24 protein-coding genes are annotated in these 22,083 nt (G+C 40.7%); 16 read left to right on the top strand and 8 right to left on the bottom strand.

Annotated features, from left to right (window positions below):
• Window positions 1–156: 156 nt before the first annotated feature.
• On the bottom strand, window positions 157–357 hold the full coding sequence (locus tag TY49_RS08880) for a YlaI family protein (protein WP_041965559.1): 201 nt from the start codon (window positions 355–357) through the stop codon (window positions 157–159).
• Window positions 358–513: 156 nt separating this feature from the next.
• Here TY49_RS08880 and TY49_RS08875 point away from each other — a divergent pair, with 156 nt between their 5' ends.
• Window positions 514–969: a pyridoxamine 5'-phosphate oxidase family protein gene (locus tag TY49_RS08875; protein WP_041965558.1), complete on the top strand. Its 456-nt coding sequence runs from the start codon at window positions 514–516 to the stop codon at window positions 967–969.
• Window positions 970–991: 22 nt separating this feature from the next.
• Here the strand turns inward: TY49_RS08875 and TY49_RS08870 are convergent, their stop codons facing one another.
• On the bottom strand, window positions 992–1,576 hold the full coding sequence (locus TY49_RS08870) for a YhcN/YlaJ family sporulation lipoprotein (RefSeq protein WP_041965557.1): 585 nt from the start codon (window positions 1,574–1,576) through the stop codon (window positions 992–994).
• Between the two features lie 331 nt (window positions 1,577–1,907).
• Here TY49_RS08870 and TY49_RS08865 point away from each other — a divergent pair, with 331 nt between their 5' ends.
• A complete protein-coding gene (locus TY49_RS08865; RefSeq protein ID WP_041965556.1) occupies window positions 1,908–3,248 on the top strand; it encodes a PhoH family protein in 1,341 nt (446 codons plus the stop codon).
• Between the two features lie 110 nt (window positions 3,249–3,358).
• Here the strand turns inward: TY49_RS08865 and TY49_RS08860 are convergent, their stop codons facing one another.
• Window positions 3,359–3,859 carry a hypothetical protein gene (locus tag TY49_RS08860; protein WP_041965555.1) on the bottom strand — a complete coding sequence of 167 codons (501 nt, stop codon included), beginning with the start codon at window positions 3,857–3,859 and terminating at the stop codon, window positions 3,359–3,361.
• A gap of 187 nt (window positions 3,860–4,046) precedes the next feature.
• On the opposite strand from TY49_RS08860, the gene TY49_RS08855 reads away from it, so the two are divergent.
• Entirely contained in the window at window positions 4,047–4,328 is a 282-nt protein-coding gene (locus TY49_RS08855; RefSeq protein ID WP_041965554.1) for an Fpa/YlaN family protein, read from the top strand.
• Between the two features lie 240 nt (window positions 4,329–4,568).
• On the top strand, window positions 4,569–5,777 hold the full coding sequence (locus TY49_RS08850; RefSeq protein ID WP_041965553.1) for an FtsW/RodA/SpoVE family cell cycle protein: 1,209 nt from the start codon (window positions 4,569–4,571) through the stop codon (window positions 5,775–5,777).
• Between the two features lie 40 nt (window positions 5,778–5,817).
• Here TY49_RS08850 and TY49_RS08845 read toward each other — a convergent pair whose 3' ends face one another.
• Window positions 5,818–6,774 carry a COX15/CtaA family protein gene (locus TY49_RS08845; RefSeq protein ID WP_041965552.1) on the bottom strand — a complete coding sequence of 319 codons (957 nt, stop codon included), beginning with the start codon at window positions 6,772–6,774 and terminating at the stop codon, window positions 5,818–5,820.
• A gap of 616 nt (window positions 6,775–7,390) precedes the next feature.
• On the opposite strand from TY49_RS08845, the gene cyoE reads away from it, so the two are divergent.
• From cyoE to TY49_RS08800, 8 genes are all read left to right on the top strand, one after another.
• A complete protein-coding gene (gene cyoE / locus TY49_RS08835; RefSeq protein ID WP_041965550.1) occupies window positions 7,391–8,317 on the top strand; it encodes a heme o synthase in 927 nt (308 codons plus the stop codon).
• Window positions 8,318–8,420: 103 nt separating this feature from the next.
• Entirely contained in the window at window positions 8,421–9,494 is a 1,074-nt protein-coding gene (gene coxB, locus TY49_RS08830; protein WP_041965549.1) for a cytochrome c oxidase subunit II, read from the top strand.
• A 31-nt stretch (window positions 9,495–9,525) separates the two neighbouring features.
• The gene (gene ctaD / locus TY49_RS08825) at window positions 9,526–11,397 is read left to right on the top strand and encodes a cytochrome c oxidase subunit I (RefSeq protein WP_041965548.1); all 1,872 of its coding nucleotides are present in this window, start codon (window positions 9,526–9,528) and stop codon (window positions 11,395–11,397) included.
• Window positions 11,397–12,026 (top strand): cytochrome (ubi)quinol oxidase subunit III, encoded by a 630-nt coding sequence (locus tag TY49_RS08820; protein WP_041965547.1) that lies wholly within the window; start codon window positions 11,397–11,399, stop codon window positions 12,024–12,026. The genes ctaD and TY49_RS08820 overlap by 1 nt, the downstream gene beginning before the upstream one ends.
• Before the next feature lie 4 nt (window positions 12,027–12,030).
• A complete protein-coding gene (ctaF, locus tag TY49_RS08815) occupies window positions 12,031–12,366 on the top strand; it encodes a cytochrome c oxidase subunit IVB (RefSeq protein WP_041965546.1) in 336 nt (111 codons plus the stop codon).
• Between the two features lie 148 nt (window positions 12,367–12,514).
• Window positions 12,515–13,426 (top strand): cytochrome c oxidase assembly factor CtaG, encoded by a 912-nt coding sequence (gene ctaG / locus TY49_RS08810; RefSeq protein ID WP_041965545.1) that lies wholly within the window; start codon window positions 12,515–12,517, stop codon window positions 13,424–13,426.
• A gap of 165 nt (window positions 13,427–13,591) precedes the next feature.
• Window positions 13,592–14,056, top strand: coding sequence for a DUF420 domain-containing protein (locus tag TY49_RS08805; protein ID WP_041965544.1), 465 nt, complete (start codon window positions 13,592–13,594; stop codon window positions 14,054–14,056).
• Between the two features lie 104 nt (window positions 14,057–14,160).
• A complete protein-coding gene (locus TY49_RS08800; protein WP_041965543.1) occupies window positions 14,161–15,339 on the top strand; it encodes a GNAT family N-acetyltransferase in 1,179 nt (392 codons plus the stop codon).
• A gap of 137 nt (window positions 15,340–15,476) precedes the next feature.
• Here the strand turns inward: TY49_RS08800 and ytvI are convergent, their stop codons facing one another.
• Window positions 15,477–16,535 (bottom strand): sporulation integral membrane protein YtvI, encoded by a 1,059-nt coding sequence (gene ytvI / locus TY49_RS08795; protein ID WP_041965542.1) that lies wholly within the window; start codon window positions 16,533–16,535, stop codon window positions 15,477–15,479.
• A gap of 282 nt (window positions 16,536–16,817) precedes the next feature.
• Here ytvI and TY49_RS08790 point away from each other — a divergent pair, with 282 nt between their 5' ends.
• Window positions 16,818–17,174 carry a hypothetical protein gene (locus tag TY49_RS08790; RefSeq protein ID WP_041965541.1) on the top strand — a complete coding sequence of 119 codons (357 nt, stop codon included), beginning with the start codon at window positions 16,818–16,820 and terminating at the stop codon, window positions 17,172–17,174.
• 24 nt (window positions 17,175–17,198) lie between these two features.
• Here TY49_RS08790 and TY49_RS08785 read toward each other — a convergent pair whose 3' ends face one another.
• Entirely contained in the window at window positions 17,199–17,558 is a 360-nt protein-coding gene (locus TY49_RS08785; protein ID WP_041965540.1) for a YugN family protein, read from the bottom strand.
• Window positions 17,559–17,806: 248 nt separating this feature from the next.
• Between TY49_RS08785 and TY49_RS08780 the strand changes: the two genes are divergently transcribed.
• Window positions 17,807–18,235: a CBS domain-containing protein gene (locus TY49_RS08780; RefSeq protein WP_156972642.1), complete on the top strand. Its 429-nt coding sequence runs from the start codon at window positions 17,807–17,809 to the stop codon at window positions 18,233–18,235.
• Window positions 18,236–18,553: 318 nt separating this feature from the next.
• Window positions 18,554–19,630, top strand: a complete 1,077-nt coding sequence (locus TY49_RS08775) for a CAP domain-containing protein (RefSeq protein WP_041965538.1) — start codon at window positions 18,554–18,556, stop codon at window positions 19,628–19,630.
• A gap of 145 nt (window positions 19,631–19,775) precedes the next feature.
• Here the strand turns inward: TY49_RS08775 and TY49_RS08770 are convergent, their stop codons facing one another.
• The gene (locus tag TY49_RS08770; RefSeq protein WP_041965537.1) at window positions 19,776–20,132 is read right to left on the bottom strand and encodes a hypothetical protein; all 357 of its coding nucleotides are present in this window, start codon (window positions 20,130–20,132) and stop codon (window positions 19,776–19,778) included.
• Window positions 20,133–20,143: 11 nt separating this feature from the next.
• Complete coding sequence (locus tag TY49_RS08765; protein ID WP_041965536.1) at window positions 20,144–20,635, bottom strand: PaaI family thioesterase; 492 nt, start codon at window positions 20,633–20,635, stop codon at window positions 20,144–20,146.
• 260 nt (window positions 20,636–20,895) lie between these two features.
• Here TY49_RS08765 and TY49_RS08760 point away from each other — a divergent pair, with 260 nt between their 5' ends.
• Complete coding sequence (locus TY49_RS08760; RefSeq protein WP_041965535.1) at window positions 20,896–22,008, top strand: RNA-guided endonuclease TnpB family protein; 1,113 nt, start codon at window positions 20,896–20,898, stop codon at window positions 22,006–22,008.
• The last annotated feature ends 75 nt before the right edge of the window (window positions 22,009–22,083 follow it).

The following is a 22,083-nucleotide window of genomic DNA, read 5'->3' as shown; positions in this document are numbered from 1 at the left end:
GTAAGGGTATCATTAGCCGAGAAAGGTACCCTTATAGAGGAGGAGATGCTTGCATAAGGGTATCATTAGCCAAGAAAGGTACCCTTATGCGGATTTTCGCAAAATATAGCCAACCTGAGTGTTAGTTTCTAGCACTGCCTAGTTGGTTAATCACAATCACCAATCATCCTTTGTAACCTTGGAACGGTACAGCTTGAAGTTCCCGGTGGCAATCCTGTTGTTCGTCTTATCAGCAATTCGTTCATTACAAGGATCGCACATATATGTATGGATCGGCCGGTTTCGAAGCCGCTTAGCCTGAAGGGTATCGCTGTTAATATTCTCGATTTTATCGCACAGTACACATTTGACTCTCATTGTTACACCTCTTATTAATAATTATCATACATAGCCTGATTGAGTTTTGATTATATTATAGTATATCATTGTTTACAGTCTTAGCAGGGAAAATCATTTGATTTGCCCTGCTTAAAGAGTTCGTAGTACTATTATGATAGTTTAAGGAGGGTGAATATGGCAAATCAAGTAGAACCTAAACTAATCAAACCGTTGGTTGATGAATTGCAAAAAGAACGTTTTGTCACCTTGGCGACAGTGGATCACGAAACCGGCGGCCCGAATGTCAGTGCGATTTCCTGGGTGCTTGCAAAGGATGAGGGTACCGTTTATTTTGCGGTTGATAACCGCTCTCGAATCGTCGAGAATATCAAGAGCAATGACAAAGCGGTAATCAACCTAATCGCTAATGAATCTACATATTCAATCAGCGGGACGGCCAGCGTAAATCAAGAAAAACTTGAAGGTGTACCTTTGAAGCTTGCGCTAGTACAAATCAAAGTCAGTGAAGTAAGGGACGTTATGTTCTATGGATCAAAAATTGTCGCTGAACCTCAATATGACAAAACCTACGATAAAGATGCAGCAGCGCGTCTTGATAACCAGGTTATGGATGCAATGAGAAAAGCTTAGTCGACAGACTAAGCTTTTCTTGTTACTTATGGTAGTTAGATTGTTCCTCCTGGTCCTTCTCTAATTGTTTTTGTTCTTCTTTGTTAAGCTTCTTCTTTGGATCCTCAGTCGGGCTATTAGTCTGCGGTTCAATCATGTCTGCGGGAACCTCGGGTATGACTCTTCCGGTTATATCTGAAAGTTCGTTCATAATTCCCTGGATTGGCTGGCCGTTTTGTATATCCTCTGATATCTCCCTTAACCTCGCTGTGATATCAGGATCGGCAACCACTACTGCACGTGCACCGTGAGGGTCTTTTTTTAAGGCTTCCGCAACCGTATATTTAACAGTGTCTACCTCAGACCTCTCCATTTTATCATTTACGTCGATACCCACAATAGCGTAGCGACCAACCACTACAGCCGCAGCGTCATCAACATTCGGGATGTGAGTGGTCAAGTCCACAAGATGGCGGGAAATCTCCTGGCCAGATTGGCGGTCAACTTCCTTGATCGCACTATTCTGGACCTTGACCTTGTGATCTTCGTCAGCTTTATTTGCGTTGTTTTGTCCATTGCACGCAGTCAATAACAACACAAACGAAATTGCAGCAACCAATCTTATCATCAATGAACCCCTCCGGTTATTTATTCTTTTAAAAAAGTTCTTAAAACAACTAGAAATGTAAATGAAGAAGGCAGATTTCGCATTGTGTATTCTTTCCGGTAAACTTTTGCCTTTGCATCTCACATGTCATCCAGACCCTTTGGATGAGAGCTCCGAAGGATAATGCAGCAGGCATAAAGCTGATGACAAAAGCAACAAAAAAAGAAATGCTCAAAGGTTATTGTGCAAAATATCTTCTATCTTTATTCAAAAAGTCATATATTTTACCAAAGTCCCGGCCAAGGCTGCCAAGTTGGCCAAAGTCGAGATCAATAAGGCGGGAGGCATCAATTTGAGTAAAATATACGTACTGGATACAAACGTCTTACTACAGGATCCGCACGCGATTTTTTCCTTTCAAGACAATGAAGTTGTCATACCTGCTGTAGTTCTGGAGGAAGTGGATTCAAAGAAAAGATATATGGATGAGATTGGGCGCAATGCACGCCAGGTTTCAAGGCTCATAGACGGAATGAGGGAGACAGGGAAGCTGCATGAGAAAATCAACCTTGAAGGTGGAGGGACGCTCAGGATCGAGCTGAACCATCGATCTTTCCATCAACTTCAGGAAATCTTTGTTGAAAAAACAAATGACAACCGAATACTGGCGGTGGCTAAAAACTTAAGCCTTGAAGAAGAAACGAAGGAAGATGGGCGTCCGGTAATACTGGTCAGTAAGGACGCGCTTGTCCGAGTAAAAGCTGATGCAATCGGTCTGATCGCTGAAGATTTTTTAAGCGACAGGGTTGTGGAAATTAACCATCTGTATTCAGGCTATGCAGAAGTGTATATACAGATAGAAGAACTAAATCGTTTTTATGAAAGTGGAGAACTTAACATCTCTGATTTAAAGGGGCAAAACTTTTTTTACCCAAATCAGTTCGTAATCATGAAGGACATTCTCGGCAGCTCTGCATCCGCGATAGGAATGGTTGATACAAAAAATAAAAAAGTGAAAAAGCTTATTTTTGAACATGAAGGTAAGCACACTTGGGGAATCAAGCCAAGAAATGTTCAGCAGATTATGGCGATGGAGCTGCTTTTACGACAAGACATGCCTTTGATCACCTTGATAGGGCGTGCAGGTACTGGAAAGACATTGCTCGCTCTGGCATCAGGTCTGCTGCAGACTGAGGACATGGGAATTTTTAAAAAGCTGCTTGTAGCAAGGCCAATTGTACCAGTAGGTAAAGATCTGGGCTTTTTGCCTGGTGAAAAGCAGGAAAAACTCAGACCATGGATGCAGCCGATATATGATAATCTTGAATTCCTTTTCAATACAAAAAAACCGGGCGAACTTGATGCCATACTGGCAGGGATGGGGTCAATCGAGGTAGAAGCATTAACGTATATAAGGGGCAGGAGCATTCCGGAACAATTCATAATCATTGATGAAGCACAGAACCTGACAAAGCATGAGATCAAAACGATTCTGACCAGGGTAGGGGAGCGCAGTAAAATTGTCTTGATGGGTGACCCTGACCAGATTGACCACCCATACCTGGATGCCTATAATAATGGGTTGACCTATGTGGTTGAAAAGTTCAAAGACCAGCATATTGCCGGTCATGTCCAGCTCGTTAAAGGAGAAAGGTCATCTCTTGCCCAGCTAGCAGCCGACCTTTTAAATTAACTAATTACTCATACTGGAATCTGAGATGTCAGATAAAAAAGACAAACGGGCAGAGAGACAATAAAATAACGGGCACCCTTCTGGGATGCCCGTTGGCAGTACCTTACATATTATTCTATGGTAAAACCGGTAACATTTTTGATTGGGTTCTCCTTATTGGAACCATCCTGGTAATATACATGCAGCGGCCCGTCCTCTTTTAAAGGTTTGCCGTCCTTGGAAAACCCGAGGATGAGGCCGGAAGCTGTTTCGAGTGAAAGTGATACCTGGTCATTTTCCCCATATTCAATCACTACATTCTTCGCCGTCTGCTCTGGTTCTGCATTAACAAGAAATGGCTTTAATGGTATGCCGAATGTGCCAGTCAGGACTTTTTCTTTTTCGAACTTCACTTCTGTTTTGAGGGTTGGTGGATAGACTGCGCCCTCCATAATTTCACGATCCCAATGTTTTGAGATTGACTTCGTATACTCTTCAAGGGCATTACCGCGCTCCTGATCTTCGCTGAAATATGTATTCAAGTCTACTTTTCGATCGTCGAATATCCATACACCCGGATCCAAAGTGATCTTGTATTTGACTTTTCCTTTGATTGGGATGATTGTTTCCATAATTCCCTCCTGAATCTTTACATATTATTAATTCAGTATAGCGATAATTTTATGAGTTGTCATTTCAACCCATCTACAGCACGCTAATCATTAATATCTGCATCCTTAATATTCTTGCTTTTTTGTCCACTTAAGGGTAAAATTTAAAGATAGGATTGGGTAATCGCTCGGAAACGGGGGGATCAAGTTGGCGTCTGATATGATAATTAACCATCAGGAAAAAGCCCATGCCTTGTTAAAGGCTGACGCTGATAAAATTTTAAAGCTGATCAAAGTGCAAATGGATAACCTGACAATGCCTCAATGCCCTCTTTATGAAGAGGTTTTAGATACGCAAATGTTTGGATTATCAAGAGAGATAGATTTTGCAGTAAGGCTCGGCTTAATCGAAGAATCAGATGGGAAAGTAATTCTCGACCAATTGGAGCAAGAGCTTTCCATATTGCATGAAGCTTCGTTAAAAAAATAAATCCTGAAAACTCAAACAGTCCTAAACGATTGTTTGAGTTTTTTTGTGGTATATCTTTTGTAAGTAATGTTACTTCCATTAGCTTTTTAATTCTTATATCCATTCAAGTGTCCCCTCGAAGACTGCATTACACTTCTATGACAATATATTAAGAATTCCATAACTTTTCCTTAAACAAAGGCAGGATATTTCAACTTATAGTAGAATAGATTAAACAACTTAGAAGATGGGGAAGAGACGATGTTAAAAAAAATACTGAAATCCTATGACTATTCATTGATCATTGCTATTGCGCTCTTGTGCTTGTTTGGCCTTGTCATGGTTTACAGTGCCAGCATGGTCACTGCCATCCAGAGGTATGATTATCCTAGTGATTTCTTCTTTCAAAAACAGAAGTTCAACTTATTACTTGCAACATTCCTGTTTGTGGTAGCGGCATTCTTCCCATACAAGGCGATGAAAAGCACTAAGGTTTTATTGCCGATGGTAGTGTTTATCCTGGGTGGGCTAGGTGCGCTGTTTTTATTTGGGAAAGTGACGAACAATGCATTGAGCTGGTTTGAGGTTGGAGCAAGAAGCCTGCAGCCATCAGAGTTTGCAAAGTTAAGTGTAATCATCTATCTATCAGCCGTATATGCTAAAAAGCAGACCTACATAAACCAGTTTAATAAAGGGGTCGTACCACCTCTTGTTTACTTGATTTTAGTATGTATGCTAGTCGCAATTCAACCTGACTTCGGTACAGCAGCAATTATTTTTGCTATTGCTTCAACAATAATTATTTCTTCAGGAATGAATCTGAAGAATATCGCAAAACTGATATTATTTGGACTTGGATTCCTCGCTCCTTTCGTTCTGTTCCTTCAGGATGAAATCTTTTCTGAAACAAGGATAGGCAGATTTACTGCATACAGCAATCCTTTCACAGATGAACAAAATACAGGTTATCATCTAGCCAATTCCTATTATGCTATTGGATCGGGGGGCTTAAAAGGTCTGGGTCTTGGCGAAAGTGTCCAGAAGCTTGGGTATTTGCCTGAGCCTCACACAGACTTCATCATCGCAGTCATCTCTGAGGAGTTGGGGATTTTTGGTGTAGGGTTTGTGTTGTTGAGTCTGGCATTTATCGTCTTAAAAGGAATTCATATCGGGCTTAAGTGCAAGGATCCTTTTGGCAGTTTGCTTGCAATTGGGATTGCCAGTATGATTGGCATTCAGTCGTTTGTCAATCTTGGTGGAGCTTCAGGGGTTATTCCTCTAACAGGTGTTCCATTGCCTTTTGTGAGTTATGGAGGCTCATCATTGCTGCAGCTCGCGATTGCCACCGGGATACTGGTGAATGTTTCGATGTTTGTAAAATATGAAGAGAAATATAAGAAGGACAAGACAGCCCAGCCTAAGCCTGCAAAAGCTGTTGTAAACCAAAATTCGTTCAAGTTCAGGTCGTAATCATATACAGAGAAAAAGCTGCAGCGTCTGCTGCAGCTTTTTATTTTACCGTTGCCGGAGAAAGGTCAACGGGTTTAGTGTTTTGTACTTTTGCGGCATTCTTTTTGCTCCTGGAAACCAGAAGGATAAAGTAGCTGAAAACCCCAAACAGAACAGAGATGAAGAAAGCGTGCCCTAGGGCAATGTACAAATTCAATCTAGTGAAGATGACAAATGCGCCGGCAATGACTTGCAGTGACACGAGAACCATTGAGATGATCCATCCCCAGTATAGTACTCTTTCATGCTTGTAGTGTTTGACGGCAATGTAGGTGACATATGCGATCCAAATAAAAATGAAACCTGCTGCAGCCCTGTGTCCCATTTGTACCCATTCATAAATGTTGGTAGGAAGGAAGGGGCCGCCATTTGTACATAATGGCCAGTCTTTACAGACCAGGCTGGCATTCATATGTCGGACAAGAGCACCGGTATAAACTACAATGTAGCTGTATATGGAAAGTCCGATAATATGGAACTTCATTCTTTTATCAATCACTAATTTATCGGCCTGGAATTTTTTATCCACCTCAAAAATTAGCATGGTCAATAAAAGTACAGCAGCAAAAGAGATGAGCGAAATGCCGAAGTGAAGTGCCAGGACAAAATCAGATTGTCCCCAAACAACAGCGGCAGCTCCTATCAATGCCTGTAGAACAAGGAAGAAGAAAGACAGAACAGACAAGAACTTCGTTTCGCGTATATGCCCAATAACCTTCCATGTCCAAATAGATAAGATTAGTACCATGATGCCTACGCTGCCCGACACTAACCTGTGGGCAAGCTCTATTACCAATTCGGGAGTAATATCCGTAGGAACGAATTCTCCGTTACAAAGGGGCCAAGACTTGCCGCAGCCCATTCCGGAATCGGTTTTTGTAACCAACGCTCCTCCGAGCAAAACAAAAAGCATCCCAATCGTGGTTAAAACAGCAATCCACTTAAGGGAACGATTCATGATCATCACCTGCTTATTCAAAGTTCGATAAGTTGTCAAATAATAAACTTGACATGTATAATGGAAGAAGCTTGTAGAAAAGAAAAAATTCTATCCCTATAATAACGAATTTTGACGAAAAAGGATAGAAAACAATACTTAAGATACTACACAATAATAGTTAATATTTCAATACTTACTATTATAGTTGGACAATAACTAGAATTATAGGTAAAATGCTCATGGCAGCAATAAGGCGTGAAAAATGATGAGTTTACATACCAGCAATTTTACAGACATGAAAATATTATCCAAGAATATGTATATTCGTAAGAAAGAAGACATCCAACAATCTACTAATATCAAGTCAAAATTCCTTGCAATAAAAATAATCTTTATGGATAATGGCGGTAAGACACAAATTAGTCAAATTTTGTTCAAAAAAAATTCACAAAAAAGTTGTGAAGTGTGATTTAATATACAACGTAGGCTTTATTTTTCTACACAAACATTTAACAGCCTTTACACGTTGAGAATAGTGAAAACTATCCGGAATATAAAGTACAAATACTCTTCTTTTTTTTGTAAAAATTTCGTCTCTGAAATTTTGAAGGAAAAGGGATGAAGGAGGATATGGATGTCTAATTCAAAAGCTTTATCAGAAGCTGTATTAGAGGACGGACAGCCTGCAATCGTGGAGAAGACGATGATGAAAGATTTTCTTGCCCTCATTAAAGTAGGGATTGTAAATTCCAATGCTATGACGACTTTTACTGGATTATGGCTAGCTCTCCATTTTAGCGGAGCGCGGTTTCTGGATAATATTGATTTGATTCTTGCGACATTGATCGGTTCTTCATTGATTGTTGCCGGGTCTTGCAGCCTGAATAACTACATCGATCGGGATATCGATCATTTAATGGAGCGAACAAAAGACAGGCCGACTGTAACTGGAAAAGTTCAGCCGGGAAAAGTGGCCTTGATGAGCTTCTTGCTGATCGGGATTGGAACCGCGTTTTTGCTAACAACTACCATCACAGCTGCTGTAATCGGGTTGTTTGGCGTTTTTAGTTATGTGGTTCTCTATACATTGTGGTCAAAACGACAATATGTCTCCAATACAATTGTCGGCAGTATCTCAGGAGCAGTTCCACCGCTAATCGGCTGGGCTGCAGTGGACGCTAACCTGGACGTAATGGCATGGATGCTTTTTGCCATCGTTTTTGTGTGGCAGCCACCTCACTTCTATGCTCTGGCAATGAGAAGGGTAGAGGAATACCGGGCAGCTGGTATACCAATGCTTCCTGTCGTGAAAGGATTCAAAGCGACCAAGAGATCTGTTTTCCTATGGATAACAGCCTTACTCCCGTTGCCATTCTTCCTTCATGAACTTGGAATACCATTCATGATTCTTGCAACGATCCTGAATATTGGATGGCTTGTATTGGGAATCTACCTTGAAAAGCTTAAAGATGATATGAAATGGGCAAAACTGATGTTTGTATATTCTTTACAATACTTAACTGTCATGTTTGTCGCTATGGTAATTGTCACACTTATCTAACCTTCGTTAGGAGATCCACTCTTTGTTGAGAGAGGATTTTTCCATATATTTTTTTACAACCAAATTTATAAGATTTTTTACGAAAGAGGGGTTTAATTAAGCTATGAAGATGCTTGCTAAATGGCGTCTGCTGTCATTGTTCACATTGATGGCATTAGTCTTGTCCGGCTGTGGTGAGCCATACCTGTCTACATTAAGACCTGCAGGTGAAGTTGCTCAATCCCAGTATGAACTTATGTTGTTGAGCACGGCGATTATGGTGGGAGTAATTGCTGTCGTCACAATCATTTTTATTTATGTCATAATGAAGTTTCGCAGGAAGAATGACAACGAAATTCCGAAGCAGGTCGAGGGAAGCCACAAGCTTGAGATCCTTTGGACTGTTATTCCGATCTTATTGCTTCTAATTCTTGCTGTTCCTACAGTTGCTGCAACGTTTAAGTTGGCGGATGTTTCCCCAATGGAAAAGAAAAACGCTGAAGGAAAGACTGATGCGCTTGTAATTAACGTGCGCGCGAATCTTTACTGGTGGGAATTCGAGTATCCAAATGAAGAGATCATCACTAGCCAGGATTTAGTAGTCCCTACTGATGAAAAGGTTTACTTTAATCTTAAGGCTTCTGATGTAAAGCATTCTTTCTGGATTCCTTCTGCTGGAGGAAAGATGGATACTAATACCGATAACATCAATAAATTCTGGCTTGAGTTTGACAGTAAAGGTGCTGACGAAGCTGGCGGACTTTTCTACGGAAAATGTGCTGAGCTCTGTGGGCCTTCACACGCATTGATGGATTTCAAAGTAAAAGCTTTGCCACGTGATGAATTCGATCAGTGGGTAGCAGATATGCAAGGAGTTAAAGAACCTGCTCAGGCAGAAACTGCAACTGCTCAGCAAGGCCAGGAAATCTTCAATAACAGCTGTATCGGATGCCACGCCGTAACTCCGGCAAACACGGCTCCTGAAGCGGCTCGTGTTGGTCCTAACTTAACAAACTTCGGCGATCGTTCACGCGTTGCTGGTGTCTTGGATATGTCAGAAGAAAATATCAAGAAATGGCTGGAAGACCCAGAAGCATACAAGCCAGCAAACAAGATGACTGGCAAGTATCCTGAGCTTTCTACTGAAGAACTTGATGCATTAACAGAATATCTAATGGGCTTGAAAGTCCAGAAATAACAGGGGATTTGTTTGAAAGGGAGGTAAAACTGTGAGTACCTATGCTCAGAAAAAGGGATTCGGCGCAACGTTATGGGATTACCTGACAACGGTTGACCATAAAAAAATCGCAATCCTTTATCTAATTGCTGGCGGATTCTTCTTCATCCTAGGCGGACTTGAAGCTTTGTTCATCCGTATTCAGCTAGCTGTACCTAATAATGATTTTGTAAGCGCAGGTTTCTATAATGAAATCCTGACGATGCACGGAACAACAATGATATTCCTGGCAGCGATGCCGCTCGTATTTGCATTCATGAATGCTGTTATGCCACTCCAGATTGGAGCGCGTGACGTAGCGTTCCCATTCTTGAACTCATTAGGATTCTGGTTATTCTTCTTTGGTGGAGTATTCCTTAACCTTTCATGGTTCCTGGGTGGAGCTCCAGATGCTGGTTGGACTTCTTACGCATCACTTGCAATGGCGTCTGAAACACATGGTATCGACTTTTATGCACTTGGTTTGCAAATTTCGGGTGCGGGTACACTAATCGGGGGGATTAACTTCCTCGTAACGATCATTAACATGCGTGCCCCGGGAATGACTTATATGAGAATGCCGATGTTCACTTGGGCAACATTCGTAACATCAGCTCTTATCCTGTTCGCGTTCCCTCCACTGACTGTTGGTCTTTTCTTAATGATTTTTGACCGTATGTTTGGTTCTAATTTCTTTGATGTAGCAAATGGCGGTAACACAATCATCTGGGAGCACCTTTTCTGGATCTTTGGTCACCCGGAAGTTTACATCTTGATCTTGCCGGCCTTCGGTATTTTCTCAGAGATTTTTGCGATTTTTTCTAGAAAACGTCTTTTCGGTTACTCATCCATGGTATTCGCGACTGTATTGATCGGTTTCCTTGGATTCATGGTATGGGCTCACCATATGTTCACAACTGGTCTTGGACCGATCGCAAACGCGATTTTCGCGGTAGCGACAATGGCAATTGCCGTACCAACAGGTATCAAGATCTTTAACTGGATGTTCACAATGTGGGGCGGAAGCATCAAGTTTACGACTCCGATGCTTTGGGCTGTAGCCTTCATTCCGTCATTCGTTGCCGGTGGTGTAACAGGTGTCATGCTGGCATCAGCAGCTGCTGACTATCAGTACCATGACAGCTATTTCGTAGTCGCTCACTTCCACTATGTTATCGTTGGTGGAGTAGTATTCGCACTATTTGCAGGTGCACACCTGTACTGGCCAAAAATGTTTGGCACAATGCTAAATGAAACTCTAGGTAAAGTCACGTTCTGGTTATTCCTGTTTGGTTTCCACCTGACGTTCTTCATTCAGCACTTCCTTGGATTGATGGGGATGCCTCGTCGTATCTTTACATTCCTGCCTGGACAGGGGCTTGCAACAGGAAACCTGATCAGCTCAATCGGTGCTATCTTTATGGCGATTGCAACAATCGTTCTATTAATTAACGTAATCATGACACAAGTTAAAAACGAAAAAGTTGGAAATGATCCATGGGGCGACGGCCGTACACTAGAGTGGGCGATTTCATCTCCGCCGCCATTCTACAACTTCAAGCAACTTCCGCTTGTACGCGGACTGGATGCTTACTGGCTGGAGAAAATGGAAGGCAAGAAGGAAATGACGCCTGCAGAACCGCTTGGCGATATCCATATGCCGAATAACTCTTTCGTTCCTTTCGTTATCTCACTTGGTCTTTTCATCGCAGCATTTGGTGCAATGTACCGTGCTGATACAAGCTGGGGACTGCTAGTCTTGATCCTCGGTATGGCAGTAACTCTAGGAGCGATGTTCGTACGTTCTATTAAAGATGATCATGGATTCCATATTCATAAAGAAGACTTAATGGACGATGATAATGATAAGGGGGCAAAGGCATAATGCAAGCTGAAGAAAAATTCACTTATGAAACATGGCCTGCGGAGCCTGAAAAAGCAACCCTCGAAGCAAAGAACAAGTTTTTGGGCTTCTGGTTCTTCCTTGGCGGAGAGACAGTATTGTTTGCGACTTTGTTTGCAACTTATCTTGCATTGAAGGATAAGGTACCAAGTGCTGACCATGCGCTTGCTAAGGATATCTTTGAAATTCCGCTGGCTTTTGCGGCGACAATGCTTCTTTTAACAAGTTCTTTGACAAGTGTATATGCTATGTATCATATGAAGAACTTTAATTTTAAGAAAATGCAGCTATGGCTTGGATTGACAGTTGCTCTAGGCGGAGCTTTCCTTGCTCTTGAGATTTACGAGTTCAATCACTATGTACATGCATTCGGGCACACATTCACTAGCAGTGCATTTGGATCAGCCTTCTATACTTTAGTAGGCTTCCATGGTGCTCACGTTGCATTCGGTCTTGCTTGGATCATCACACTGATGGTCCGTAACTCCAAGCGTGGATTGAACCTTTACAACGCTCCTAAATTTTATGTGGCCAGCCTTTACTGGCACTTCATCGACGTTGTATGGGTATTCATCTTCACGGTTGTATATCTAATGGGAATGGTGGGATAAACTGATGGCTAATCAACAACCAAGTTCAGGGAACCCAAGAGTGGACGTCGAATATCGTCGCAAGAAAAGCGCCGAAGAGATGAGATACCAAATCGTTTCCTTTGCATTGATGATTTTCTTGACACTTGTTGCTTTCGTTGCAGTTGGATATGATGGATTCTCAGACTGGTTCACAGTTCCGTTCATCCTTCTGCTTGCTGTGATTCAGGTAATCTTCCAGCTATACTATTTCATGCACATGAGCCACAAAGGACATGAAGCACCTGCATTGTTCCTTTATTCTGGAGTCGTTGTAGGAGCCGTAACAATCCTGGCTTTCACAACAATTATCTGGTGGTAATATGACTAAAGAAAAAATCGGCTTTTGGCCGATTTTTTCTATGTAAGCGAGTATACTAACAATTAATGGCAGAACCGTTTTATTGAAGTAACATACCTTTGGAAGTATAATGAAAGTAAAGTTCTTAAACAGGACGGGGTGAAATACGATGCTTACTCTAGATATATTTGGATTCAGAGCACTATGGAGTCCGGTATATTTTCTCGTTATGGCAGCTCTATTAGTTGCATATTATCTAATTGTCTTCAAGTACTATGATCGTTTCAAAGAAGGTGTACCAGCAACACGAAAGCAGGCTGTTTATTTTACTTCTGCTGTCATCGTGCTGTATATCATTAAAGGTTCGCCTGTGGATCTGATGGCGCATATAACCTTTTATATGCATATGATTCAAATGGCAGTACTTTACCTTGTCGTACCTCCATTATTGATTTTCGGCTTGCCTGACTGGCTGTGGAGATCGTTCTTATCGCTGCCGGTAGTTGACCCGTTGTTCCGCTTTTTCACAAAGCCGCTTATTGCTTTGATCATGTTCAATGGTATATTTTCTATTTACCATATCCCGTTGATTTTTGATTTTGTAAAAACTGACATGTGGCTGCATGCAGGCTACACAACGGTTCTATTTATACTAGCGATGTTCATGTGGTGGCCGCTAGTCAATAAATTAGAAGAATATCAGACATTATCCGGAGTTAAGAAAATGGGGTATATCTTTGCTGACGGTGTACTAATTACACCAGCATGCGCATTGATCATCTTTGCCGATACACCAATGTACGCAACTTTCTCCGACCCTAATGCATGGGGTGAGGCTTTGAAGTTATGTGTACCGCCTACAATGCTATCGAGCCTGGATCTCAGTGGTCCGGAAACCTTCAGTTCTATCTCGCTTCTGCATGATCAGCAGCTTGGCGGAGTAATCATGAAGGTCATTCAGGAAATTGTTTATGGCATTTTCCTTGGATACGCGTTCTTCCAATGGTTCCGTAATGAAGAGGATCATCAGGCTGAACAGGATGCGATTAATCTTGCGAGCGCGCCACAGCCAATTAAGTAATAACAAATTGCAAAAGCTTCCTTATTGGGAAGCTTTTATTGTTGTTTAATATGGGTCTTCACTCCGTCAAAAAAATTATTAGTTTACAACAATCAAAGATTGAAAAAAAGAGACAGGTCACCTACAATTAACTTTATGGATAAATAATGATTGAGAGGTACATATATGTCTAATTTACCGATCCTGCCGACAATCAGCACCACATTTATTGTTTTAAGTGCGATTACCGTGGCAATTGGCTGGGCCCAAATAAAACAAAGAAAGATTGATAAGCATCGCAAGACTATGACACTGGCTGGGATATTCGCCATCATATTCTTTGTGATTTATGCATCAAGGACGATTTTCATTGGAAATACATCATTTGGAGGACCTGATGATATCAAGATTTACTATACGATGTTCTTAATTTTCCATATTACACTTGCTACTATTGGTGCTGTCCTTGGAATTATCTCGCTTTACACAGGATATAAGAACAAATTAGAGCGCCATCGTAAACTTGGACCTGTCACTAGTGTTACCTGGTTCTTTACTGGTATCACGGGGGTTGCAGTTTACCTGCTTCTATATGTGTTCTACAAAGGCGGAGAAACAACTTCGGTCATCAAGGCGATACTCGGCACATAGCAGACTTTAAAACATTGCTTATAGCAATGTTTTTTTTATTTCTTGAAGGTATTTCCGCTTTTATAGACGAATTTATTAGGTTGTATAAAGGGGGTTGGATTTGCTTGGATATTAATGTTTTATCCGAAGAACATTATCTGGAGTCAATGAATTTATCAATGTATGCTTTTCAATATAAAGTACCGGAAAGTGATATTCCTAAACGGTTGGAAACCCTAAAGAAACATCGCTTGCTTGGGATCTTTGAAGGAGAAGATCTTGCTTCAAAATTGCATATTCTTTCTTTGAATGTAAAGCTGGGTCAACAGAATTGGAAAATGGGTGGTATTGCAGGTGTTGCTACCTATCCTGAGCACAGACGGAAAGGGCATGTAAACGCCTTGATGAAAAGGGCACTGGAGGATATGAATCAAAATGGAAATATTGTTTCATTCCTTCATCCATTCCAGATTGATTTCTATAGAAGGTTTGGCTGGGAGATCATTTCAGACAATAGGAAGGTAACTATTGATAAAATAGACCTAAAACCTGTAGATAGGCAATCAGGAAAAATTAAACGACATACAGAGAAGAATCACTCATTGGATATCGAGAGGGTTTATGATCAATATGCAGCAATGCATAGCGCGATGTTAGCAAGAGATTCGGAATGGTGGAGCACAAGTATATATGGTGAACAAACAGCAGCTGTTTATTATGATTCAAAAAATGAAGCGTCAGGTTACCTGTTATACGAGATTAAAGAAAATGTTATGAAGGTTGAGGAATACGTTTCTCTATCCCATGAAGCGAGAAAAGGACTGTGGAATTTCATTTGCCAGCATGATTCAATGGTAGATCGAGTGGAAGTACTGTTATCAGTCCATGAGCCATTCCCGTACTTTTTAAAGGAGCCTAAGCTCAAAACTGAAATTTATCCATATTTCATGGGCAGAATTGTCAATGCTGAGAAAGCATTATCTAGCTATCCTTTTAACACGAGCACTGATGGGAAAAATGTGTTTCTTCATCTGGATGATGCAGCTGCTCCATGGAATACAGGGACATATATAATAGGGCAGGAAGAAGTTACATTTCACCCTGTGAAAGAGGGGAGTACATGTGTAACTGCTCCAAAGCGCGGACTGCAATTGAACATCAACACTTTAACAGCCATGTTATTCGGCTATAAACGCCCTCTTGAATTATTTGAGTTAGAACTTCTCAAGGGAGACATCAATGAAGTCAAGGAGCTGGAGCATGCAATCCCAGCATTTAAGCCATTCTTCTATGATTTCTTTTAAATTTGTAAAGAGAAACCCGGGTGCTTGTTCACCCGGGTTTCTCTTTATAAGATTAGAAAGTATAAATTTTTACACTTCGAGAATTGTCTAGCTCAGCGCTTGGCAGGGCTGAACAAGGCGCATACGCTTTTCTAGATTTAAATTTTAAATTTCAATTTTATAATTCCAGCTTCTTTGGCTGAATTGAATCCAATCAAGAGCAATGGTCCGATGACAAAGCCCATGAAGCCGAATAATTTCAGTCCAAGATACATGGCAATCAGTGTAGATAGTGGAGATAGGCCTATATGGCTGCCCATTACCTTAGGCTCGACTGTACGCCTGATAATAAGCAAAATAACTGCCAGGACCGCCAGTTGGGTTCCAAGGGCTATATTACCTGTTGCCAGATGGAAGATTGACCAAGGAGCCAATATGACGATTGAGCCTATCAGCGGGATAAAATCAATCAGCCAGATGATAGCCGACATGACAATTGCATATTCCGGAGTAATGAAAAGCAACCCAATCAGGGCTACGATGAAAATAATCACACTCACCAAAAATTGTGCTTTCAAAAACCCGAATACAACATAAGAAAGTCGGGATGTCATGAAATGTACTTTGTCTGCTGTTCTTTCTGTTAAATGGCTGTAAACACCTTGCCTTAAAGATGGCAGCTCCAGCAAGAAGAGAAACAGGGCAATCAAATAGACAAGGAAGCTGATTAGAAAATTCGGGATGTAGGTCAGCAATGCCTTCAAATTATCTATATTGATAAATGCAATCATGTCATTCTTAAGTTTATTGAGAAAGTCCTCTGCCCGGTTGCTGATTTCGGTTACAACTTCTCTTGGAAGGTCATTGGCAGCTTCAACAAAACTATTTTCTGCCTTATACCAGGCATTCGTAATTTCATTTATATAGACAGGAGTATTATCAATCAAGTCAATTGCCTCGGTGATTGCTGTTGTAGTCAGGAAATACCCTGCAACCATTATAAGCAATACAAACAGGAGGAAGATTGCTAATACTGCCAGGCGCCTCCCACTCTTGAATCTTTTCTGGAAGTAAACCACTGCAGGCTCGAGAAAAAGGGCGGTAATCAAAGCAGCAATCAACGGGATGGATACCGGAAGGATAATATAAAGAATTGCTGCGACGGCGATGATGATTAATGCAATAATGATAGTTCGTTTAGTAAAAATACCGGACAAGTGAAACTCCTTTCTATACTCATGAAGAGTATATACCTCTAAAAACATTTATTAAGGGCACTTAAGCCTTATATTTCAAAAAGCGCAAAAAATTCCTTAACAATTAAATTATAGTACGCATTTAATATAAGAAACAACAAAAATCAGCTATTACCCACGTCTTTTTTACACTTTGTTGATTTTTATGCGGACGGATTCAATTTTTAACGTTAGATCGCTCTTCCATCTCTATGTATGCTTATGAACATCAGGTTTCGAACCTTAACTTTTAGGGGTGAGGCAATGAAGAAGTCAGGAAAAATCATGCCTAAGCAAAATAGAGAGGTATGCCGTGCAGTCTGTGCAATTGTTCATGCTAATATAAATGAAAACGTCTTTTTTCAACAGTCGGGGGTTAAAACCAGGATTTCACGATTGCGAAGAAATGCATTCGCTGACAATGGAGTAATTGTTGAACTTGATCAGGGTTACGTAAAAATAAAAGTATACGTTGACACTATAGTAGGAGAGTACTCTATCCTACTAAATGCCACGGAGCTTCAGAAAAACTTAGAAGAGGATATTGTGCTGCTAACTTCATTTTTACCGAAAGAGATTGATGTCATCATAACGGGTATTAATGTAAAAAAGACGCAATGAATGCGTCTTTTTTACATTATGATATTAGATTGCGAATTTCTCTACTTCTGCTTTCACATCGTTTAAAAGCTTTTCGCACTGGCTGACAAGTGCTTTCGGGAATTGCTCACCTTCACCATATTCAACGCCATGCGGATAATAGTGTTTGCCCAACAAAGGAGTCATCAACTGTATGATCGCTTTGTGTGCACCGACGTCACCTTCATGCACATAGCCCTGGACACGCAAATAAAATGTGCCTTCTTTAACCACAAGCTTTTTGTCATAGGTTACTCGCTCATAGTCCCATTGACCCTCACGGACTAGGCCATGCTCTAACATAACCTCATCAAGACGGTTCAAGTCCGCCTTCAGGTTTTCAATACCTGTATTTTCGAATTTCATCCTATTCCCTCCTAAAACACACTGCAGTAATATCGCCTAAAATAGATTATATCTCAAATTTAATAATAGTAAAAATATGTTTAAGTTGCAATGAATATAAAAACGAATTTATCTGCTTTCACTCTTTCTGTTTGCTTGGGGAAACTGAAGACTAAATCAGAATTAATTAATTAAATGGCATAATTAGCATGATCCGGGCAACCCTAACTGTGAGTAGGCAAGCTTTGATTCATAAGGAGGAAATGAAAGTGCGTAAAATCCGTGATATCATGACTAGCGATGTGGAAACATGTACTTTGTTGGATAATGTATTTGAAGTTGCGGTCAAAATGAAAGAGTGGAATGTCGGATCAATCCCTATCGTTGACAATGATAAGCTTGTAGGTATGATCACCGACCGGGATATTGTCATTAGAGGGATAGCAGAAAAACATCCACCGTCTTCTAAGGTTGAGACGGTAATGAGTGACCACCTAGTTACAGCGACACCGGAAATGTCCACTAAGGATGCAACCAAGCTTATGGCGGAACATCAAATAAGAAGGCTGCCAGTAGTTGAAGGTGATAAATTAGTAGGAATCGTTGCGCTTGGTGACTTTGCTGTAAATGAAATGACAGACGAACAAGCACAACATGCTCTATCAGAAATCTCAGAGCCTGGAAACCACATGCAATAGTCTATGGCACTCATATTGGGTGCCTTTTTGTTATCATTCTTACTACAATTGTTCGAACATTTTGTAAGGGTTGTTGTTGTTTGATTTTACAATAAACAGGCCGTATGTTAAAAGTAAGTTAATCAACAAATCGCAAGAAATATGGCAATCATGTTAATACTTGTGATTTTTTTGAGTCGGAAAGAACACTTCTATTAAAAAGAACCCTATCAATGATATAATAATTTCAAAAATCACTCATATAGTGATAGAGAGAGAATAGTGTCTTTTGACTCACATCAGTGTGGCTTGACATACTAAAAAGAAGGGGGGATCTACCTGCGAACTATTTTTAGGATTTTAATTTTTGCTGCAATCTTTTTACTTATTGGTTTATACATGGGATTTAACAAGGAAGATACTGACGAATTGGTAATTGAACAGAAGTCGGCCCCGAAAGAGGATGAATCTCTCAACGAGGATATCGATGAACAGAATATTAGTGAGGGCATTGACCAGCCTGCACAGGGAGTTGGTTCCCTATTAGGTAAGGATATCGATTCGCTTAAGGCGACATTAGGTGAACCATCCAGGGTTGACCTTTCAGCCTATGGCTTCCATTGGTGGATTTTTAACAATGACCTTGACCAATATATCCAGGCTGGTGTCCTGAATGGCAAGGTTGTGACCGCATACGGGATTGGCCCTTCGGTAAATGTACAACCATTTAAAATAGGACAGCCAATCGAACAAATCTTTTCAATGAACGTGATTGAGCCTGATGTTACGTTTGAATATAATGGAAGTTCCTACAAATTCGAGCTTTCCGAGCAGGATATGAACACACGCCCCATTATAAAAATGGGTGAATACTTTGTTCAGCTTTATATTGATAAATTCACTAGTTCCGTCTCAAGCATCCGATATATGGACAAGGAAACGATCGTCAAGCAGCGTCCATATGAAATGGTATACAGGGGAGCTCTGATAGAACCGCCTGTATTATCTGAAGGGGATTGGGTCAGGATTGAGGCTGGTCTCGAAAAACAAATCCTTGATATTACAAATGCAATCAGATCAAGGCATGAACTGCCAACGCTGGAGTGGGATGAAAAAACGGCAGAAGTCGCATATGCCCATAGCAAGGATATGGCAACCGAAGACTATTTTTCGCATGAGTCGGAAAAATTTGGAGATTTATCGGAAAGGCTAAATGCAGCGGAGATCTTATACCAAGTGGCTGGGGAAAACATCGCAGCTAATTATACAGATGGACCTGCAGTTGTCGAGGGATGGCTGAATAGTGAATCCCACCGTGAGGCATTATTGAATGAGGAATTTTCGCATCTAGGAGTAGGGGTGTATCAGATGCATTATACCCAGAACTTCTTGAAAATGTGGGAGCAACAACAGTAATTGCTATTTTACATTATTCATTATGTACAGCGAAGGAGCATGCCCATGAGGTCATGCTCCTTCGTTCTGCCTTCGTGATAGAAAGGTATAAATTTTACTTTGAAAATTGTCCAGCTCCAGCGCTTGTCCGGGCTGACAATAGCGTTTAAGCTTTTCTGATCGTCCTATTGATTGAAAAGTAACCTTGCTTCCAGTTGCCGTATAGATGTACCATTTCCCCTTCTTTGAATCGAGGTGGAACTGCCCCTTTCCTCAATGGAGTCACTTTTTTTACGGTTATCTCCTTTAAGCCAGTGTTAATTCTTAACACTGTTATATGATTAAAACGATGATAATAAAACCGTTCTCTATATTCATTAGCCTCAATGATTTTTCCGCTCACGATCGCTTCCTCAGGAATATTCTCCAGTCTGATCCATTCCTGAAAATTCGCCTGCATTTCTTTTTTCGTCAACCAATAAAAATAGGCAAGGACAATCGGAATCGCAATTGCTGTAACCATTCATGATCACCTTATTTATGCTGTTTTTTTACAACGAAGAAGCTTCCAGAAGAGTGAGCGATCTTTCTGCCATCAGACCTGAATACATCAGCTTCAAGGACAACTGTACTTCTTCCTTTATGAATCAGCGTAGCTTTACAATGAAGATTGTCGCCGATCCCTGGCGCAAGATAATGGATGTTAATCTGTGACGTGACAGCTGCATACCCTTCTGGCAGCAGCTTATTAGCAAGTGTTCCCATCGCCGTGTCGAGTATCGTGGCGGTAAAACCGCCATGTACTATGCCAAGGGTATTATCGAGTACATTTGTAATCGGAATATCAATTTCACAAGTTTCATGATCGAGTCTCCTATCCATATGGAGAAGCCCATCGATGTACGTACTGTTTTTCCCGCTTAGTTTATTTTTAACCCCGGATAGTACCGTTTTAAGGGCTTCAAGTTCCTGCTCGCCTGATAACGAGATGCATTCGTCTAAAAGCTGTTGCAATTCTTTTTCCACTATACTATTACCTCTTTCTGAATGGCTCTGTTCCTATAATTTCGAATGAATATCATTATTGTAAAAAAGCCATCTTATAATCTGTTTTTTATTTTAACACATTGGCTCTTTTAACGTACTTCCGAAAGAAGCCTCCCTCTTCAAGCGTGTGAAGGGCATAGCCCAGCGGTAAGGGGGAGATGAATTTCGGTTGGGTGATAGCTCAAAGGTTATTTTTTGGTATAATAAGAACATACATTCGTGTTAGTGGGTGATTTGATATGGCTAAACAAAATAAAGCATACAAGTTCAGAATGTATCCAACTGATGAACAGGCGATCTTTATACGCAGGACCTTTGGTTGTGTTCGCTTCGTCTACAACAAAATGTTAGCTGAACGAAAAGAAACGTATGAATTACTAAAAGAGGATAAAGAAGCATTGAAGCAGGTGAAACATCCAACGCCTGCCAAGTACAAAAAAGAATATGAATGGCTAAAGGAAGTAGACTCGTTAGCGCTGGCGAACGCCCAACTAAATTTGGATAAAACTTATAAAGCATTCTTCAAGGGGAATGCCAAGTTCCCAAAATATAAAAGTAAACGCCACAAACAAAGTTACACAACAAATGTTGTAAACGGGAATATTCAATTGTTGGATGGTCATATCAAATTACCTAAATTGAAAATGGTCAAAATCAGACAACATAGAGAGATCCCTGCGAAATACAAAATCAAATCATGTACCGTATCGACGACGTCATCAGGAAAATACTATATTTCTATCCTTACAGAGTACGAGAAGGAGATTAAAAGCAAAGAAATTGAAAAGATTGTTGGATTAGATTTTGCGATGGATGGGTTGTTTGTCGATAGTGAGGGTGAGAAAGCCAATTACCCAAAGTTTTATCGGCGATTGCTGGAAAAATTAGCAAGTGAACAACGTAAACTTTCCCGTAAAAAGAAAGGCTCTTCGAATTGGAATAAACAGCGTATTCGAGTAGCTAAAATCCAAGAGAGAGTCGCCAATCAACGCAAAAATTTTCTTCATCACAAATCAAAAGAATTAGTTACTAACTATGATGCTGTTGTGATTGAAGATTTAGACATGAAAGGTATGTCACAAGCACTAAAATTCGGGAAAAGCGTTGCAGACAACGGTTGGGGTATGTTCACATCATTCTTGCAGTACAAACTAAAAGAGCAGGGAAAACAGCTGATCAAGATCGATAAATGGTTCCCATCCACCAAAACTTGTTCGAGTTGTGGAAATACCCAGCCAATGCCTATGGCAATGAGGACATACACTTGTTCGTGTGGGGTAAATCTGGATAGAGACTACAATTCAGCACTCAATATAAAAAAGGAAGGCATTCGGCTATTAGCAAGTGCCTAGTGAAATATAAACTCTTGGAACAAGAGGGTTAGCTTGGTCCATTTCGTCAGCTACCAAAAGTGGCGATTACCCAAG

This window comes from Mesobacillus selenatarsenatis SF-1, assembly GCF_000813125.1.
Taxonomy (GTDB): domain Bacteria; phylum Bacillota; class Bacilli; order Bacillales; family Cytobacillaceae; genus Mesobacillus; species Mesobacillus selenatarsenatis.
Note: the sequence above shows the minus strand (reverse complement) of the source record. Positions and strands in the feature narration are given on the sequence as shown.